This window comes from Mitsuokella sp. AF21-1AC (assembly GCF_003458855.1).
Classification (GTDB): Bacteria; Bacillota; Negativicutes; order Selenomonadales; family Selenomonadaceae; genus Mitsuokella.
In genome coordinates this window covers 183,598-204,309 of the sequence record NZ_QRVW01000001.1, presented here as the reverse complement: position 1 = coordinate 204,309, position 20,712 = coordinate 183,598, and the positions used below count along the sequence as shown (strand labels likewise).

Annotated in this window: 3 protein-coding genes; all 3 read right to left on the bottom strand. The window is 57.5% G+C overall.

All coding sequences use genetic code 11. The features are described 5' to 3' along the window. Nucleotides 1-63: 63 nt before the first annotated feature. The gene (locus DWX75_RS00930; protein WP_118014004.1) at nucleotides 64-495 is read right to left on the bottom strand and encodes a YbjN domain-containing protein; all 432 of its coding nucleotides are present in this window, start codon (nucleotides 493-495) and stop codon (nucleotides 64-66) included. Nucleotides 496-524: 29 nt separating this feature from the next. Then, on the bottom strand, nucleotides 525-18,989 hold the full coding sequence (locus tag DWX75_RS00925) for a leukotoxin LktA family filamentous adhesin (protein ID WP_118014002.1): 18,465 nt from the start codon (nucleotides 18,987-18,989) through the stop codon (nucleotides 525-527). Between the two features lie 62 nt (nucleotides 18,990-19,051). Further along, a complete protein-coding gene (locus DWX75_RS00920) occupies nucleotides 19,052-20,710 on the bottom strand; it encodes a ShlB/FhaC/HecB family hemolysin secretion/activation protein (RefSeq protein ID WP_118014000.1) in 1,659 nt (552 codons plus the stop codon). Nucleotides 20,711-20,712: the final 2 nt, after the last annotated feature.

The window sequence follows — 20,712 nt, the reverse complement described above, 5'->3', positions numbered from 1 at the left end:
CCTCTTGTTTTTGGGGATCTGTTATTTCACAGCCCCTTTTTTATTGCCCTGCTGACACTTGCCTCAATCCCAGATAATCTTCATGAGCTTCGGATACGACTCATTCAGATGGTGCAGGATGACGTCGAACATCGTGTAGATCATGTCGCCATCCACCGCATCGTCCTTGTAGAGCAGGCAGGTATCGAGCACGAGGTTGCCCTCGTCATCGAGGTAATACTTAAAAGACTTGTACTTCTTGTTGTAACCGTTGATGAAAGCCAGGAGCTCTTCCTGCGTCTCTTCCTGTACGGCCTTCGGCGCCACGAGGAAACGGATAATTCCGTAGATGCTCGTGTCAAGGATCACGGCTACAGGCAGGCGCGCCCCGTGGATATCGGCAAACGAACGGAACACCACCGTCTGGAACTCGTCGTCTGGGATTTCCTCGCTCTGAAAGGCACGCAGGCCCTTCGTATCAAGGTATTTACGGAATGATTCTGCTTTTGGATTCATGGTATTCCTTCCTTTCTTCTCGACAGCTCTTAAGCGTCCACATCGATTTCTGACGACTCTGCCTGATCTGGATGCCAGGACAGGAGGTCCGACGTATCGAGCAGGTTGTAGCGCTCATGGTACGACAGAGCCGGATGGTAATACGTCTCGTAGAAGTTATACGGCTCGTGGTCCGTATTCATGCGCAGCCAATCCGTCTGCGTATAGCGCTCTCTGTAGACGTAATAGTGGTCCTGCAGATTGAGCAGGTTGCCGTTGCTGAACTGCGTGCGGCTCTGACCGTAGAAGCGCAGGTACGTCCAGCGCGGCGACGACGCCTTGCTGAGCCACTCATCCAGATGATCCTGCGGACGATTCTTGTTGATATCGTTCCAATAGGCGCTGGAAACCGCCGGATCATAAACGGGCGCTGTACCGAATACGTCGGTCGTCATCATGCCGTTGCTAAAGGTTGCCTTATTGAGGACATGGAGCTTGTCAACGAAAAGCTTGCCCTGGCTGACGGTGACATCGCCGTTCTCCAGCCACAGATGCTCGAAGCGCACACCGCTGCCGCTATTCGTGCGGATGTTGCCGATATGGAGGTTCTGAATTGGCACATCCTCCCTGACGCCATTCGGCGTAATCGTCAGCAGATCATCGGCGTCCTCACGCTGCAGGATATCTTCAATGCCGATATCCGCGCCCGAAGCCGCAATCTGCGTGCCGGCCGTAATATGCTCGACATCCATGTTTTTCTCTGGATTGCGGACAAACATCGCCACGAGATCGCCATCGACGTTGTCGAGGTAAAGGCTGCCGTTCTTGAGTTCAATCGCGGCATCCTTCTTGGCATAGATGCCGTAAAGGTCGACATCTCCCGTGCCCTCGTGCTTGATCATGACATTGCCATTCGTCGCGTTGACGAAGCCGCGGTCACCATTCTGCTGGCGATGTGTATCTTTGATATCGCCCGTGCCCGTGACCTGGAGCAAGACATTTCCTTCATCAGCCGTCAGATGGATATCCTCCAGCTGCTGCGCATCATTGCCGACAAACAGCATATTGCCATCATTCACCTTCAGTGTCGCATCGCGGCCAGCCTTGACGTCCTTGTGCAAAGTAATCGTGCCAGCCTGAACGGCATCAGCCATGAGATTTTGTCCGGCACTGACGAGCCCATCAAAGGTGATGTTGCCCTTGTTCCTCGTCACAGCCATGAAATCCCGGCCGCTGGCAGTCTGTCCGGCAAAGGTGATATCACCAGTTGCCGTTTCAGCCGTCAGATTGTTGCCGCTTTGAACCTGGCCCGCGAAACCGATGTCGCCGTTCTCCGTCTTGGCAGCAAGATCATCGCCACTCTGAGCCCGACCCGCAAATGTGATGTTGCCAGCCTTCGTCTCGGCCTGCAGATTGCCCGCAACAGCCTGAGCATCGCCGATAAAGAGGATAGCCCCCGTCTTATCGGCTTTTGCCTGGATGTTCTGCGCCGCCGTCGTCGTGCCGCCGACTTCGATGTTGCCGTTTTCCGTCATCATCTTGATGTCAGCCGACGAATCGACATTGCCTGTTACCTTGATATTGCCCTTGTCATCGAGAACCTGGCTGTCCGTTGCCGAAAGCATCGTATCGCCATTCTTCGAGACTAACGAGCCACCGATGGTGACATTGCCTTCCGTGGCTTTCGCCGTGACGGAGGTGCCGCTACCGATATTCCCCGTAACATCGACGCTGCCATTCGTCGCCAGCATTTCTGCAGACGTACCGCTGGTCACATCGCCTTGGATGGAAACATCGCCGCCGGTGGCCTGGGCCAAAGTGGCATGGCCGCTGGTCAGGCTGCCATCAATCGTAACGCTGCCGCGGTCGGACTGAGCCATCACATCGTTTCCGGCCTTCATCAGGCCTTTGACGTTCACGTCGCCGTGATCCGTACGGGCCATAGCATTGCCGGTATCGGCGACAACCGTGCCATCAATCGTGACATTGCCATCACCGGACTCAGCTACTGCGTTCTGAGCCGCATGCATTTGGCCGTTGACGTTCACGCTGCCATGCTTCGTCTTGACCGCAGCTTCACCGTGTTTCGACTCAACCTTGCCCTGGATTTCAATGTTGCCATCCTGGCTAAGAGCCTCGGCGTTGCCACTGTCCGTAGTCAGCAAATCGCCTTTAAGCGAAATGGCACCGGACTTTGTTGCCTGGAGTTTGGCACCGTTCTTGGCCGTTACCGTCCCATAAACGGTGATCGGTCCATTCACGGTCGTCAGCGTAGCTGTCGTACCGGCATCAACCGTACCGTTCTTATCCGACGTCCCGATGGTGATGGAACCATCATCTGTCGAAACCGCTACAGCCTGGCTGGCTTTCAGCGTACCTTTGACATCGATATTACCCTTGTCAGAGGATTTCTGACTGTCCGAAGCCTGGAGATGCAGGTCTCCGCCTTTGGCTTCCATAGAGCCATTGACAGAGATGTTCCCTTTCGTGGCCTGGGTCGTTACGGAGGTACCGCCGGTAACAGTACCGCCGATGGAAACGCTGCCGTTGTCGGACTGGGCCGTCACATTTTGCCCGGCATCCATCTGCCCGGTAATGTGTACGTTCCCCTTTTCCGTCAAGGCCTTGACATCACCGGTTTCAGCTTTTGTCTTCCCATTGATGGTGATATTCCCATCTTTGGTCAAGGCTTCCGCGTTGCCGCTTTCTGTGGCCAGCAGGTCGCCGTCGATGAGGATGCTGCCCTTGTTGGCAGCCTGGAGTTTGGCACCATTCTTGGTCGTTACCGTACCGTAGACGGTAATGTCGCCGGTTTCGCTGGTCAGCTCTGCCGTAGTGCCTGCCTGGACAGTATTTTTCTGTCCGGCGGTGCCCACGGTAATGCTGCCGTCTTTGGTCTTCATGCGGGTATCCGTTCCGGAAACCACATCTCCAGTTACCAGGATATTGCCCTTGTTCTGGCTGTCCATAAGGACGCTGGTCCCTGCCAAGACATTGCCCGTCTGGGTAATGTCCTTCTGGGCTGTCAGGCTGATGGCGGCCTTGGTGGCCTGCACGGCAGCCTGGTTGGCGATGGAATCACCAGCCGTCATGGTCACACCCTGATCGACCGTAACAGCACCAGCATTGGTGATGCTACTGCCGGCGGAGGTCATGGTCACAGACGTACCTGCCTGTACATTGGCCTTGTTGAGGAGTTCCTTCTGGGAGGTCAGGCTGACTGCACCGTTTTCAGCCGTCAGCGCTCCGCCGTTGGTCAGCGTCGTACCGGCGTCCATCGTGAGATTCCGTCCGGCCGTCACTGCCTGTTCGTTGGCCATGCTGCCGCCGGATTTCAGCCCTGCATCCTGGCTGGCTTTCACCACGCCCAGGTTGCGCAGGTCCGTCTTGGCGTCCATGGCCACATCGCCGCCCTTGGCTTCCACATTGCCTTTGTTTGTTATGCTGCCGGTATCGGATTTCAGGTTCACACTCTGGCTGGCCGTTACGGCTCCCTGGTTGTTCAGGTCAGTCTTGGCGTCCATGGTCACGCCGCCGTCTTTGGCTTCCACATCGCCTTTATTGGTGATGCTGCCGGTATCGGATTTCATGCTTACATAGGTACCTGCCTGTACGATGCCCTGGTTGAGGATGTCATCGGCTGCCGTCAATTCCACCTGGTTGGTGGCAATCAGGCTCTTGTTGGTCATGCCCTTGGTGGAGTTCAGAATGATGTCCTCTCCGGTCAGGGCGTCTTCATTCTCCAGCGCCCCGACTGCGTATTCATGGAGCCGGCCGCTGCCTACGGTGAGGGTTCCCCTGGTTTTCAAATCGGCCTCATCATTGATCAGGCTGATGCCTTCTGCAACCGTCACCGGCCCGTTGACAGTCAGGTTATTCACTTCACCGTTCTTGTAGTTGTGGACGGTGACGTTCTTGGCCTTGCTGTCATTGTTGAAGGAAACGGTCAGATCTTTGCTGCCGCCGCTGCCGATAATCACATCGGTGGCATCGCTGCCGTTCTTCACGGTCACGGACTGGAAGTCGTTGAACACCTTATCCGCAGCCAACTCGGCCCCACTCTTCAGGTCAATACCGGAAACCGCATCCAGGCTGACCGTGGGTGCCGCAATGGCATGGCCCGCAGTCTGGCTGATATATCCTCCGGCCTTCAGGGCCAGGTTATCCGTGGTCAGGCTGCCTTTGGCCAGGTTGATGGAGCTGTCACTGGACAGGCTCACCGCATCGGCCGTTACCTGGCTGTCCAGCGGCGATGTTTCGTCATCTTTGCCAAGGCTCAAGCTGGTTTCAGAAGCAACCGAAATCGTATGGCTAGGAACAGTCTTCAGGGTGCCGAGCAGCAGGAGTCCTTCTGTTTCCCCGGCCTTGCTCTTGCCGGCCAGGTAGATGTTGCCATCTTTCGTTTCGGCATTGATGGTCGTGCCATTCCCCAGGATGCGTACGCCGCTGTCCTTCGCACCGATGCTGCCCGCTGCCTTCAGATCAAGCAGACTACCGGCATTGAGGTAAGCCTGTGCCGAAGCGGCAGGGCTCATGAGGATGTCCTTCGTGGAATCGAGTACCATGTCCTTGCCGGCATAGAGACCGGTAAGTTGCAGATTGTGGCCACCCACACTGCTGATATACATACTGCCTTCTGTCAGAGCAGACAGGCTGCCCGTCAGGTCGACGGCAATTTTCTTATCTGCCGTACCGATGTCAGCACTGCCACCTTCGAGGATGAGATCCTTGCCCTTCAAGTTGGCACTGCCATCCGTCAGGGAGTTGGTCACGCCGGCTTTGCCCAGAATGCGGATATCACCCGTGTTGGTCGTTACGTTGCCCAGTTTCAGGACCGTATCCTTATTTTCACCGGACGTACGGCCGGCTACATAGATATTGCCATCGGACTGGACATTCAGTTCCCCTTTGGCTTCGATGCCCACAGGCACCTTGCCGTAGATGCGGAACACTTTCTCTCCCTTGTCATTTTCGGTATAGCCTACATCCGAAACGTTGGCATTGACGACTTTCTTCAAGTCATCGAGACGTGCATCCGTGGTAATATCCTTGACCAGCACATCTTCGGCCGCCTTGTCCGAGCCGATGTTTTTGGCCTGGAGTGTGATATTGTTGCCGGAGATGCTGGCTTGCTTGAGCTCCGTATCCGTGCTGCCCTGCTGCTTATTGACAATGGCATCGCTGATGGCATAGAGCAGTTCATTCTCCGTCCAACCGGCGCCGGCCTTCTGCAGATCAGCCAGATGATTTTGGGCTGTATCGCTTTTAGCCAGGTAGTCGTCAGCACTGGTATAATCGCCATAGCGGTCTTTCAGAACCTGATAGTTGGCATCGTTTCTGGCTGCTTCTTCATTGTTTTCATAAGCAGTCTTCAGCTTGAGATACTGCTCCATTTCAGACTGGACGCCGGCCTTGTATTCAGCCACGTCTTCTGCCTGTTTCTGTTTGTACTGGCCATCGCCTTCGATCAGGCCCAGGTCTTTCCAGCCCTGGACGAGGGTTGCCGTATTGCCGCGGTCAATGATATCGCCGCTGGGCAGGGCATCGATGAGGCTGCCCGCCGCATTCAGCTTCACATCGCCGTCCGTGGATTGGATGATGCCGACACGCATATCGCTGTCTTCGGCCAGATGGATATTGCCTTTGGCCGTGACGTTGACACTGCTGGAAAGCGGGTTCAGCGCGTCCACAGCGGTATCCGGTGTTTTCACCTTCAAGGCCGACGTATCCGTACCGATGCTTCCCTGCCGGCTCACGAGATCAATACGATTGCCCTCCACAGCCGCAGCTGTGCCATTCTGGGTCAGATTGCCCAAAACGGTCAGACTGACATCACCCTTCGAGTTCTTCGCCTGAACGAGATCCACATGACCTGCTTTGCCATAGGCACCGTCAACGGTAATGTTCATATTGCCGCTGCCGGTATTGGCCGCGTCGATTTTCACCGTATCGCCAAGGGACTCGATGGCAATATTCGTCAGGCCGGTTTTGGCACTGAGCTTGATGTTGTCGCCTTTGAGCAGGCCGCCCTTCTGGTTGATGGCACCTTCCTGCAAAGTGATGGCGATGGTCGAGCCCGCACCGCTCTGGCTGGACTGAATCCTGCCGGCCAGGGTGACACCAGCCTGACTCGTCACATTGATGGCCGAATTGCCATTCTGATTGCCAAGGAAGCCGATATTGATGCCGTGATCCGCCTTGACACTGCCCACATACTGCTGGGCCGTACCCGTGTTGGTATCCCATTCGGTGCGTTCCCAATGGAACCAGCCTAAGAAGCCCGTCTTCCAGCGCTCGGTGACGACCGGCTGCGTCCGGGAATTGTTCAGGACGACATTGTCGTAAACAAAGACATACTGTTTGTCCTTGTTCGTGAGACTGCTCGTGTCGATATAGACGCCGTTATCATTGGTAAAGGTATTATGACCCATATCCTGCGGCGTGATTTCCTGTTCATACTTCTCCAGTTCCGTTTCATTCAGCGTCGTGACGGCTCCCCAGAGGCCTGCTTTATGGTCATGCTTATAATGTTTTCTCGTCGTGACTTTCTGGCCGCTGGTCCAGTTGTAGCGCAGATTCTCCTGCGGATTGTACTGCGAAGAAGCCCCGCTGGTGCTGAGTACCTTCCAGTCGCCTGTGGTCTTATCCCATTTTGTCAGGTCCTTGACCACCGTGCTGCCGCGGGTGTATTCCGTCAGCCGGTTGGTGGAAGAATCAGCAATGCTGATCAGGCCATCATTCTTGTTGCTGATTAGCTTGCCCACCTGCAGATCCGTTTTCGTCGGATTGGTCACACTGATATCATAGGCACCATCCAGCGCAACGATTTTCCCGTTGCCCGTGCTGGAAATGCGGCCACTCAGATAAATCTTGCCGCCGTGGGCATCGATATCGGGGATGACCAGTTTTTGCGTCGATGGATTGTAGTAGACATCGGGCTGGTACTTATAGGTACCGTCCGACTGCAGGACTTTGCCGCCCTGCTGTACAAGATAATACGATCCTGTCGTGATGACCGCATCGGACAGATCCTGTTTGCCCATGAGTGCCCAACTGCGATTCAAGTTCTGGACTTTCGGCGTTACCGTATCGTCAATGGTGACTTCGTATTTGCCATAGCCGCTCTGGATCAGGCCGTTGACATTGATGTCCGATGCGTTGATGTAGATGTTGTCGCCGGCAATGCGCGAGCCGCTGCCGTTGAGCATCTCATCATGCGTCCGATCTTCATCATGAATCCGTCTCGTGGTTTCATAACCATAGGTTCCATTGAAATCATTCACATCACTGTTGAAATACTTGTTTTTGTACAGCTCTTCCGGGTTGCCGCCAATGTTGACGATGCCCTGGGTAAAGCCCTGGCTGATGCTCTTGCCGGCCGTCAGGTGGATTTCCTTGCCGTTGACTTCCGCCGTGCGGCTGCCCTCGCCCTGCAGGAGAATATTGTAGTTCTTATCCTCTACCGTGACGACGCCATTTTCCGCCTCCACATTGCCGTTGATTTCGATATCGGCCTTCGGGACAAGCTCAGCATCAATTTTTTTGCCCGTCTTCTTGCCCTCTGCATCGACTTCATCGATTTTTGCCTTGATGGCAGACGTGCCGTAATCACTCTTGATGGTGACCGTGCCGCCGGTGCTGGTGGCAGCATCGGTGCTGACCGTCAGGTTGACGGCAGCGGCCTTGTCCTGATTGGCACTCTTGATAACGGCAGCAGCGTCCTTAGCCAGGGACTGGCCGTTGTAATGGATTTCGCCGCCCGGATTGACTGCCTTCACATCCCCCACTTTCATATAAAGATTCGTATGGTTTTCCACGGTGACTTCCGGACTTCCCTGTGCCTTCAGCGTACCGGCGCCCTTCAGGCTGCCTGCTTCCACCACGATATTGCCGCCCGAAGCGACGATATCCGGCAGGACGATGGTATCCACCGTAAGCCCGCTGACAGGAACCAGATATTCCTTGCCGTCTGCCCCGGTTGCCTTGGAAAGAAGGCCGAGGTCGTTGAGTTCATTATAGATGCGCGTCTGCTCATCCTGGTAGCCTTTCAGCGCCGTCAGGTCCTTGCTGTCACTGTACTGGCCGATAAGCGTAGACAATTCATAGTAACGTGCCATCAGGGCATTGGCGTAGTCGATGCTCGCATAGGTAATCTGCGACGTATCAATGTTATCCGAAGCTTCGATTGTCGGCCGCTGGACAGCCTTTTCCTGTCCCTTGACGGCTTGAACGGCGGCCAGTTCGTCTTTATCGAGGACAACAATCTGTCCCGACCCGCCGATGACGATTTTCTGCTTGTTCTGTGCGCCGGCCGTTACCTTGCCGTCAATCTGTACATAGTTATCCGTCTTGTCGTTGATACTGTCGGACTTTTTACCCACGGACGTGCTCGTGAAATTTTCCTTGGCATCGCTGTGATACCAGGTGTACTTCACAGACTGCTCCCGCAGGTATTTGTCGGCTTCATCGGCATAGGCATTGACATGGCGGACACCGGCGACATCAGCTCCCTGGCCGACGACGACCTGGTTTGCCTGAATCAGGGTATCCTTGAATTTCGGAACGGCTACAGAAAGAGCCGTCTTGTTGTAGGCTTCCGATTCGACAGTAAGGTCCAGGTTGTCCATGGCACCATTCGCGTCTTTGCCCGCATAGAGATTGACATCATTCAGGCTGTAGACTTTGCCCTGAACATCGACTTTGTTGGTCCGCTGCAGGGTGTTCTTCACATCCGACGAAGCGCCACCGACGGCCCCGCCCTGGGTATCGGCCACGCCTTTGGCCGTCACAGCCCAGTCGTCCGAAGCCGACAGAGTGATATCGCCAGCCGCCGTATCCGTGCGCAGGGACGTCTTCCCATCCGTCGTGATGGTATTCTGGCTGGTCAGGGTATTATCTACATCCACCCAGGTAGCTGCGCCGGCACCGGCTGCTTTGATATAGCCGGCCGCATTGATCTTGCCGCCCGATTCAGCTGCCAGGGTCTGGCTGCCGCTGCTCGCAAGGGACGCATGGCCGGCATCCACAGTGGCCGTGCGGTTCACCGTATTATTGAGCTTGGCGCCCTGCACTGCAACACCGCCATACCCGCTGCCTTCAACAGCATACGTCTTGTTCTGACCGAGATTTGCCTTGCTGTCCGCCTTGGCCGTGAGCGTGCCGCTACTGGTGATCTGGCTGCCCGTCAATATCACATCAGCAGCACCGCTGGCCGTATTATCAGCCTTGGTGGCACTGGCACCGACGATGGCTGCCTTCGTGGCATCGGCGTTCAGGTCCATATGGTCCGTCTGAGCCGACTGGATAGTCACGTCACCGTTCACATCCCAGCTGCCTTTCAGGGTAACCTTACTGCCCGTATACGTCTTGTTGTCCACTGCGCCGGCCAGGTCGCCGCTGATCATACCACCGCCGCTGCCGTCGGCCGTGGTCAGATTGTGCGTCGTACCGCTGGCATTGACGGTCAGGGACTTTAGCTGTGCTTGGTCGCCAGTCAGCGTGATGGCTGCCGTATTGGCATCGTTTTCCATGCCGCTTCCCGTATAGGCTAGATTCGTACCACTGGCAAAAAGTCCGCCGACAGTGATGCCGCGGGCATCGGCTGCAGTCTGCGTCGTATTGGCTGAGGTAACGTTCAGAGCCGTTCCCTTATTTTTTTTGAAGGAAACCTTGCCCATCGTCACATCTGTATCGATGTCCGTATTGGCTGTTGCCGTATTGACGACGGCCGTACCGCGGCCAGCCGCTGCAAAGCCCTTGACCTTGGCTTCACTGTTGTTTTCTCCATTCTGGCTTTCAGCGCTGGCTGTGATTGCTGCCTTGTCAACATCGAAAGTCGTGCCGTCAGCTACCTGGACGCCGGCCTCGCCTTTGGCAGAGGCCGTTGCTACAGACGCACTGGCACTGCTGAGAAGGGCAACAGAGAGGCTGCCCGTTTCCGCCGTAACGGCCGGACGGGTCGTGGCCTGCAGGCTTGCCGTCTGGCCACTAAAAGCACTTTTTTTCTTGCTGTCGCTCTGCGCGATGAGAATCTTGGATACGCCCTCGTCACTTGCCATGGCGACGACGCCGTTGGCACCGGCCAGGCCAAAAGAACCACCGTACGTTCTGGCAGACACCACATTGACCTTATCGGCCTGCAAGTCAGCCGTTCCCTGCGCCGTTTCGAGAGTACTTCCCTTGATGGCAAGATTCGTATTACTGGTATTATCGGCCTCGGATACAAGGGCTCCGGCCGTCACGAGGCCTGCCGTAGCGCCGTAGACCGACGACGCCGTCCGGGACGCGTCCGCTGCCTTCATCGTGATATCTTTGTTGTCGGAAGTCAGCGTGGAATCCACGGCTTCGACTGTCGTCTCACCGCTGGAGCTGCTCTGGGCATAGGCCGCACTGACAGCCGCTACACCGGCGATGTTCGCCTGATAAGCATCGATGCTCGTCTTGCCGCTTTGGTCAGCCGTTACAGAGAGCGCATTATTCGCCTGCAGCGTACTGCCGCTGATGCTGACGCCGGCATCTTTCTTCGCATCCAAAACAGCAACCGTCGCACTGAGCCCCAGCGACCCCGAAACGCTGGCCGAAGCCGCCGTAATCTGGGCATTGGTCTTGCGATCCGCGCTGAGGTCCAGCGTATCTGCCGTGGTGATGGCAGAGTTCGTCACCGCCACCTGGGTGCCTTTGGCATCACTCTTGCCGGAAGAAGCGGTCACGCCGGAAGCATCCGTGGTCGCCACACCCGTATCCGTGTTGTGTAGGGTGTCTTTGACCACTTTGCTGCTGGCAGTGGTGTCATCCGTAGTAGCCGTTTTCTGAGAATCCAGGGCCGTATTGGCCTTCGCCAACACAGAAGCGGTATCAAAGGAAGCTCCCTTGTTATCGCTGCTGCCGTAGGTATCCGCCAGTTTGGTGCCGATGGAGGTCACCATCACGTTGGCATTGATGCCCAGGCCGCCCACCGTAGCGCCCACCAGGTTCTGATCCACGTCCAATTCTTCCCTGGAGGCAACAGCCGCTTTCCGGGCCGTGACGGTGCTCTGGTTCACCTTGGCCAGGGTGGAGGTACCGATGGTGTTGACACCCACGCCCGTGGCAATGGCGGCACCGCCCGCGCCGAGAGTGGCCGCATTGAATTTGGTGGTCACTTTGTTATGGGCATCCACAGTGAAGTCCTGCTCAGCCCCCACGGTGCTGTTGTCCACCACCGCCGAAGTCTGGCTGTTCACATTGTTTACGGAAATGGTGGAAGCCGCAGCCCCCACGGACCCGGCCACACCAGCCACCACCGTGGTTACGCCGGTGCTGCTGTCCGCCGCCACGTTCACAGAGCCGGAATCGCTCAGGCTGCTGTCTTTCTTCGCCGTAACCGTGCTGCCCGCCAGTTCCGCCTCCGTGGTAAATTCATCGTTGACCACGCCCACACCGGCCCCTACGGCACCGGAGGCCATGGCCGCACTGACAGCTGCCGAAGCGCTGATCAGGGTGGTCTTATGGTCGTGTTTGGCCGAGATTTCCAGCCCCTTGTTGATGCTGATGATGTTCTTCATGGTGGCGGTCACGGAGCCATCCAGTTTGGTGGCCGCAGCCGTTGCTGCTACTGCGCCTGCTCCGTAGACCCCACCGGCGCCAGCCACGCCGTCCGCATTGGTGATGACCTCAGACTTCTGGTCCGCGGTGACAGCCACGTTCCGGCCGTTGACGGTCTTCTTCCCCGTATCCGTGCCGCTCAGTTCCGCAGCCGTATTCCGGCTCAGGAGCAGGGTATCCGAAGCCGCGCTGACACCGGCCCCGCCATCGGCGCCGATGCCCACAGACAGGACCCCCACATGGCTTTCGCTGGTGGTCACATCCTGGGCTTTCACAGCCACATCATCAGCCGTACTGTTATCCAGCTTGGCATTGATGTCCGTGCCAGTCACAGCTGCTCGGGTGGTCCCGCCGATGTTGTTCACTGTCACCGTGCCGGCGGCCCCTACGGCCACATTGTCAGAACCGGCCAAACCGGCGGTTAGAGCCACGCTGTTCAGGGCATGCTGACCAGACGCAGTCACGACCACGCCCTTCTGCTTGTCGCCCACCGTCCCGTTTTCCTTGCCCCGGGCCTCCAGGGAACTGTCTTCCACGGTGCTTTCCGTATTGCCCGTAATGGCATTGTAGCTGACGCCCATGCCCAGCCCGGCATTGCCGGCTGCACCGCTCACCGTCCCGGCAAAGTTGGTGAGGGTTTCCTTCCCGCTGGCCAGTACACCGATGTTGCCGCTGCTGGTCAGGGTGCTGCCCGTCACCGCTGCCTTCACGTTGTTGCCAATCTGGTTCACGGCAATATTTCCCGCAAGGGCTGCCTTACCGGCCACGGCGGCGCCCACACCAATGGACGTAATGGCAGAGTCTCCTGCCGCCTGCACGGTGGTGTGTCTGTCTCTCACCGTGCTGCCGCTCAGGGCAGCCGTGGTATCCTGGTTGATCCGGTTCACGCTGACCCCGGCACCGCCGGCAAAGTCACTGCCGCCGGCGCCCACCACAGCCAGGCTGTTGATGGTGCTCTTGCTGTCCGCCTGGACCGTCACATAGGCTCCTTTATCCGTATCTTTATCAACCGTGCTGTCCTGTACTTCCGCCGTCACAGCCTTGTTCACCAGGGCCGTGGCAGCTGCCCCCTGGACGGCCACCTTGCCGGCACCGCCCACGCCCACAGCCGCCGTGGTCAGGGTGGAATCATCCACCGCCTGTACAGACGTACTCCCGCTGGTCACATGGGTCAGGGTGGTTTTGTTCAGGACTGCCCGGGTCTTCTGGCTGGCTTTTTCCGTGCTGGCGGAAGCACCGCCCACATCGTTGTAGGCCACGGCGCCGCCCAGGGCCACCTTGCCGCTGGCACTGACGTTCCCGGCAGCAGCCACCCGCACATCGTCGCTTTCCGCTTTCACTTTCACGGCTTTGGCGTTTGCGATTGCGGTTGCTTTTACGGTGTTGTTTCCGTCTTCAGGGCGCACTTCCCCTACAGCGGCTTCCGTGTCACTGCCGCCGTGGTTCACCACCACGGTCCCGTTCACGGCTGCCGTCTGGCTGGCCGCCACCGCAGCCCCCAGGCCGTAGATCTTGCCCGTATTCTTGCCTTCCACATCCACGCTCACGCCAGTGGACGGGGTCTTCGCCGTTACGCTGCCTCCGGCCAGGTAGGCGCCGATATGGTTGTCCAGCCCATTGTAAGCCAGGGCGGCCCCCACACCTGCCGTCTTGCCGTAGGCCACGGAACCGGCCACGTTCACGGCCTGGGCATTGCTGGACGCATGCACCTTCAGGTCATCCGTGGTCAGGGCGGAATCCGTCACCTGGGACTGGATCCGGTTGTCCTGATCCTGCCAGGTCACGCTGCCCATGCCGCCGAAGTCCTTGGAGCCGGCGGCCACACCGGCGGTCACGTTCACCGCCAGGCTGTCCGCTTCGGCCTGGGAGGCGATGGTACCGGCCGTCAGGGTCGCTCCATCGATTTTGGCCGTAAAGGTATTGTCCAGGTTGGCCACGTTCACCGCCGCGCCGGCCGCATTGTCTTTGGACCCGGCCACCACAAAGGCGGCGCCCACGCTGAGGCTGCCCTTGTTGCCGTCGAAGTCCACTTTTTCACCGGCTGTATCCAGGCCATTTTTAGCATCGGAGGTCTTGTAATAGGAAGAACCGTCCGTATCCACCCCTGCATCCTGGAGCAGGCTTTCCTTCACCCGATAGGTGCCCAGTTTATCCTCATAAGGCTTGGCTTCAGCCGAACCGCTGGTGGTATCGTGGGCTTTCACGGCAATGGAATCCGCCGTGATGTTGGCGCCATCCGCAATGTCCGCGCTCACCGTATTGTGCAGCCCGTTGTAGAGCATGGCACCGGTGAAGGCATTGTCCGTACCGTTGCCGCCCACAGCCACGCCGGCCGAGATGGCTGCCGAAATCTGTTTGGTGGCCAGAAGGCCCTGCACCTGGGTATCCTCGATGTTGGTATAGGTGCCGCCGTGGATCCCGGCTTCCAGGTTATTCTTGATGTTGGCCACGGTCAGGCTGCCGCCGGCTGCATTGCCGCCGCCGATGGCCACGTCCGCATTGACGCCGCCGGTGATCTGCAGGTCGCTTTCGTAGGCCGTCACGTCGACGTTTGCTTTTTCCGTGGCCGATTTTCCGGTCACTGCATTGTTTTCCGCCAGAGCCTTGACGTCCTTGTCGATCAGGTTCACCGAAGCCGAAGCCCCGCCGGCGAAGTTGTTGCCGGCCTGGCCACTCTTGGTGAGGGCCAGGGCCGTACCGGCCGCTACGGAGGTACCGCCGCTCAGGGCTTCGATGTCCAGGCTCTTCACCCCGGTCAGGGTGCTGTTGCGCACGGCGGCTTCGATGGTATTGTCGATGGAGTTCATGCCCACGGCACCGCTGAAGGCCACACTGGTGTTGTCCTGGCTGCCCTTGCCCTTGCGCAGGGAAATGGCCGCACCGCCGCTGTAAGCCCCCACATAGGCCGTATCCCGGGCGCCCACGCTCATGGCCCCGTCGTTATTGAGTTTCACCGTGGCGCCGTCCACCACCGCCTGGGTGGTATCGTCCACCAGATTCAGGGAAAGGCTCCCGGCCCCGGCCAGGCTGAAGGAAGGCGCCGTATCCGACTGGGTGGGCACTGCGGTCTGGGTACCGCCCTGACTCTTGCCGCCGGTGTTCACCCAGGTGATGGCATCCTTCACTTTATTGGAAACGGTCCCTACGGCAGAAGTAACGGTCCCCACAGGGTTCGTCACCTTGCCGAACAGGTTGCCCACGCTGCCCATGCCGCCCTTTTCCGTCTTGCCTTTTTCCGGATCCGTGCCGCTGGAGGTCACGCCTCCGGCCACGCTCACGGCGTTCATCAGGCCGGTGGTCTCTGCATTCACCTGGAGGGAGGCGGCTTCGATCTGGCCTTTGTCATCGTCATCATCAGCGGTGGTGATGTTTTCCACCGCAGCCCGGTTGGTCACGTCGATGTTGTTCACCGCCACGGCGATTCCGGCTGCCGCTGCTCCACTCCCCGCCGACAGGGACAGGATGGCATTGTTCACGTTGGTATTGTTGTACCCGGTGATGGCAATGCTGCCCTTGCGATTGTTGGCCTCATCTTTCACGGCCTTCAGCAGGGCGTCCTTATCCACCAGCACCTGGTTGGAACTGTCGCTGTTGGTCAGGGCCATCATGCCGCTGATGGCCGAGCCGTCCGCCTTGCCGGCAGACAGCATGACCCCGGTATGGAACACGTCAGAGTTGCTGGCAAGGGCCATATCCCCGGCCGTCAGGCTGGCACCCTTATCCACCTGGACCAGGGTAGCGTTGTCGAAATCCTGGTAGTCGAAACTGCCGCCGATCCCCACCCCGTCCGATTTGCCGGTGGCCGCATTGTTCAGCCAGAATTTGCTCTTGCCGGTCATGGTCACGTCTTTGATGGCTTCATCCGCCTGCAGTTTCAGGGTATCTCCGGCGGTCAGCTGGGCATTTTTCCCCACTTTCACCTGGCTGTCGAAGTTGAAATCCGAAACGGTGACGGAAGCCGCCGTAGCCACGGCCGTGTCTGCGCCGCCTTTGGCCGAAGCCGCCGCCGAGATATTGGCATAGTTGTTGGGGCTCAGGTATTCCATGGAGGAACTGACCACATCCATGGGGCTGGCCAGCAGGTTCGTCACCTTATCCCGCAGCTCTTGCTTGGCTTGGAAAAGAGGATCCTGGGCCTGGATATCCGCATAGAGGTCCATAGCCGCATTTTGCAGTTCCAGGAACTGGTTGTACAGATCCCAGCCGGTAGCCGCCAGGTTCGTCACTTCATTGAGAGTACCCTCCGCGGTCAGGTTCGTCCCGTCGGGGGTGTGCTTCAGATAGTTCTCGTAGAACGTGATGCTCATATTTTCCAGTTTCCCTTCCAGGGTCACCAGATTGTCATAGATGGTCTTCAGGTCACCGAATTCACCGAGCTCCTCCCAGTTCTTCATGTCTTCGGCGGCTGCTTTCACAGCCTGGAGGCTCTCATCCAGCCCTTTCTTGATTTCCGTCACCCGGTTGTAATCCATCCGGGTGCTGGTCTTCAAGGAAAGGTCCTTCCCTGCCTTCAGCTGGGCTTTCTGGTCTTTCGTTCCGTCTTCCACCGTAACGCTGGCCGAATTCTTCATGCCCCCGAACACCGTCCCTACGGCTATGGTCACCGTATCAGAATCGCTGTCCGTATTCTTGAAGGTACTGGTGACGCCGGAAGCGGTCAGCAGGGTATCATACACCGTATTGTTGGCCGAAACCTCCAGAGAGCCGTTCTTGGCTTCCGTCACCGAATTTTTGCCAAATTTCACCCGGGCCGTAGTTGTTTCGTCGGCCACGGTAATGGCAGCCCCGGCGGACAGGGTGTTACCTAGGGTATCCGTCAGGGATTTGGAACTGGTGGAGCCGCTGGAAGCAGGCGTACCCGTATTTTTGGAAGCCTTGCTCATGGCGTCCTTTACCAGGGGATTTTCCTTGACCTTGGCTACGATGCCCTGCACATCAGCGGCCTTCATAACCCCTTTCATGAGCTGGGCCTTGAACTTGCCCTGCCCCAGGTTGTTGTTGGCGCTGTGGGTATTTTCCGCCGTATGGTTGGTGGCCGTAAGGGTCACATCCTGGTCAGCCTTCACCGTTCCCTGTACATCGATGGAGGCATCCCCATCGTGGACGATTACATCCACAGCTGCCGTACCCACGGCGGTATCCGGTGCCTGGGCGGCTGCCGCCGTGTTCAGGCTCTGGGTGGCGTCCGCGTCCATCTTCACGCTGCCCTTTTGGGCTTCTGCCGTACCGTTCACCTTGATCTGGGCATTATTGTCGCTGTTGGTCACCGCCACAGCGGTCACAATGCTGGAAGAACCAGCACCCAGCAGGCCGGCGCTGACCAAGGCATTGGCACTGTTGGTCACGGAAGAAGTGGCGTTAGCCTCCACCTGCAGGGCTTCCTGCTTGTTGCCGTCACGGTCCGTGGTATCCTGGCCGGTGGCCTTTACCATGCCGTCAATCTGGACGGTGGCGTTGTTGTCCACCTGGGCATAGCTCACCCCGGCAGCTGGAATTTCACTGGGGATCTTTTTGAGATATTTTTTGCCGGCCGCCACCGTACCGGCGGTGCCGTCCAGGTTGGCCTCAGCCTCCGCCTTCACCGCATCCCCGGTGACCGTGGCATCCTTCCCAACGGTGACGCTGGCTTCGTTTTTCAGCAGCATCACATTGGCGCTCACCGGCACCACGTAACTGAGGGTATCACCCAGTTTATCCGTAAGGGAATTGCCGCTATCCACATAAGTATTGTCGGCGCTGGCCTTCATGTCCACGGCGCCCTTAGCAGTCACATTCCCCTGCACGTCCACTTTGGCCACAGTCTGGGCAAAGCCACTGGCATTGCTGGAATACGTTTCCTCCTCTTCCTTGAAATAACCATTGGTAGCTTTGGCAGTCAGGGTGGCGTCCCCGGCGGCCGTCACGGTGCCATAATTTTCCACGCTGGCCGTGATGGTCTTGGGTATATTGATATCCGTGCCGCCCAAAACCCCGGTGGTGTTCACCAGGTCATTGAAGGCCTGATCCAGGCTGTTGGCCGCGTCGGACCGGGCGGACAGGACCACGTCCCCGCTGCCGTCCTGGGCCGCGGTCAGCTTGGTCGTCAGTCCCATGTCTTTCTGTTGTTGGTCGCTCAACTTCACCATCTGGGAGAAATCAGCGACGCCCGTGGTGATGGCCGCTTCTTTTACGATGTCGCCGGCGGCCGTACCACCGATGGTATCATCGGTCAGGTTCTTGCCCACCGCCACTTTGCCGGCATAGAGCTTCACTTCATTGGTGGCATTGATCTTGCCCAGCACGCTGATGGTACCGCTGGCATTGATTCGGATGTTGGCAGACCCATTCTGAATGGCTTCCAGTTCTGTATCCCCATAATTTCCTGTAGCAAAGTTACCCTTCAGGATTTCATAGGATCTCTGATCTTTATCCAGCAGATCCTGGGACCAGGAAGGAGCCATCACATAGAGTGACCCCGTATTAATGACACCACTCTTGCCGACGGCCATGCCGCCGGGGCTCAGGAAAAACAGGTTGCCGCCGATCTGCTTATTGCGGATGGCATTGAGCGTACCATTGATGTCGATGCGGGTATCCACGAAGTTCAACAGATTCAGTGCTTCCCGACTGTCTTTTTCCGTATGGAAATACATATTGGCAATTTGATTGGCACCCAGCTGGAAATTCTTAAACTGATTGACGGCATTGTTCTTACCGTTATACTGCTGGGCGTAGATATTGAATACGCCATTCTTGTCTGCCACATAGTCGTCCCCATTGGCACGCGTGATTTGCGAAGTATCAGCTGCGAAAACAGCTGTAGGGCTCATCACGAGCCCTGCGGCCAGCAGCGTCGACAGCACCTTATGCGTCAACTGACTTATCTCGGCTTCTCTTTTATTCTTGGCGCCAAGGCGCTCATTTTTTCGGTTGATATGACGTGAATAACTCATGATGGCCTCCTTTTAGATAGATTGAGTTGCAAGCGATTCATCCGTCTATGCGATTCATGCAATCAAAACGTGCCGTTCAGCGAGAAATGGACGCGTGCCCGGCTCTGTTCCTCGTCGTTGATGGTACGGACCAAGGGGAATGCCAGGGCCGTATTGAGGTAGAGGTGCTCGCCGAGATTGCCCTTGATGCCGAAGCCCGTGCCAACGAGGCTGCGATCGCCGAAGGCACTGCTGCCCCAGACGCGGCCGCCGTCAAGGAAAACATAGGCCTGGACCTGATGGTTCTTCGCGATGGGCCAGTTGTACTCAGCACCGGCGAGGAAACCGCCGTCGCCGCCAATGAGGCTCTCCTTGTAGCCGCGGACGCTGTACATGCCACCGAGGTAGAACATCTCCGCCGAAGGCAGGTACTGCGTGCTCGAGAGCTGCCCGTCAAAACGCAGATTCCACGACTGGCCATGACGGAAATGCTTCTGGAACAAGGTCGTGAGCTCGTACTTGCCATAGGTGCGGCTCGTATCCTCTATGTTCGTGTAGCGGCCGAAACTGTAGCCATGCTTCTGATACCAGATGGTCGAACGGCCGTAATCAATCTGATCGTAGAAGATCTGGAAACTGTGCAGCCGGTCGTTGACCCAGGGCATGCCGTAAAAACTCGTATGGGAACTCTGGTAATTGTAGTCAAGGCCGATTTCCGATTTGACCGTTTCTGTCGTCTTCACCGGTGTCGTCAGGAACAGGTCGTAGGCATACGAATGGCCTCGTACCTGCAACGGTTCCAGCGCGCCATCCGTGATGTGGACGCTGTTCGTGCTGTACGAGAGCCCGGCCTTGCTACCCTGATGGTCAATAGGCACCATATACGTGCCAGCAAAGGATTTCGTCCCCTGTGAGAACAAGGTGCTGAGGAACAGGGAATCGCGATTGCCCGTCAGGCTGCGGTCCTGCCAGTAGATGCCGCTGCGATAAAGGCCACTCGTCTTATAACCGGCGTTATCGGCCATGATGCCGAAGACTTCTTTCTGCGGCTCAACGGCTGTGATGACGTAATCCGTCGTGCCCGCTGCTGTGCCAGCCTTCATGGCGATGCGCAGCTGGACATCGTTTGTCGCATTGAAGCGCAGGAGATCGCGGTTTAGTTCATTGACATTGGCCACTTTGCCTTCCTTGAGCGAAACGCGGTCGCGGATATAATAATCCTTGGTCGTCGCATTGCCCTGCAGCTTGACCTCGCCTGTCTTCCCCTCGATGAGCTCGATGCGCACGACGCCATCGTGGATGGTCTGCGGCGCCAGATACGCGCGGCAGGTCAGATAGCCCTTCGCATCATAGAGCTTGTTGATTTTCGCCACGAGTGCATAAAGATCCTCGATGCTCACCTCTTTGCCGACGTATTCCTGCGCGATTGCCTCAATGTCTTCTGACTTCAGGACGCTTGAAGCCGGCATATCCACGCGATTCAGATGGAACGTGACAGTCTCTTCCGCAGATGGCTCCTGGGGTGTCTCCCCCTCCACCTTCGAAGCGGCCTGTTCTTCCGCGAGGCGGCGCTGCGTGTACTGATATTCGAGATACTGGCGCGTCCTGCTGAGCTGGACACCGGAATCGTTATAGCTGTCCGGGCGCTCGGACGGCACATCTGGTGCTGCTTCCGCTGCCGCCATGCCACAGCCGCCCAGGATGATGGTCAAAAGTAAACGTGCAATCTGCTGATTCGTCATGG

Excerpts from the sequence above, each read along its gene's own strand:
- DWX75_RS00930 (WP_118014004.1), bottom strand. The coding sequence starts at position 495 with ATGAATCCAAAAGCAGAATCATTCCGTAAATACCTTGATACGAAGGGC.
- DWX75_RS00925 (WP_118014002.1), bottom strand. The coding sequence starts at position 18,989 with ATGAGTTATTCACGTCATATCAACCGAAAAAATGAGCGCCTTGGCGCC.
- DWX75_RS00920 (WP_118014000.1), bottom strand. The coding sequence starts at position 20,710 with ATGACGAATCAGCAGATTGCACGTTTACTTTTGACCATCATCCTGGGC.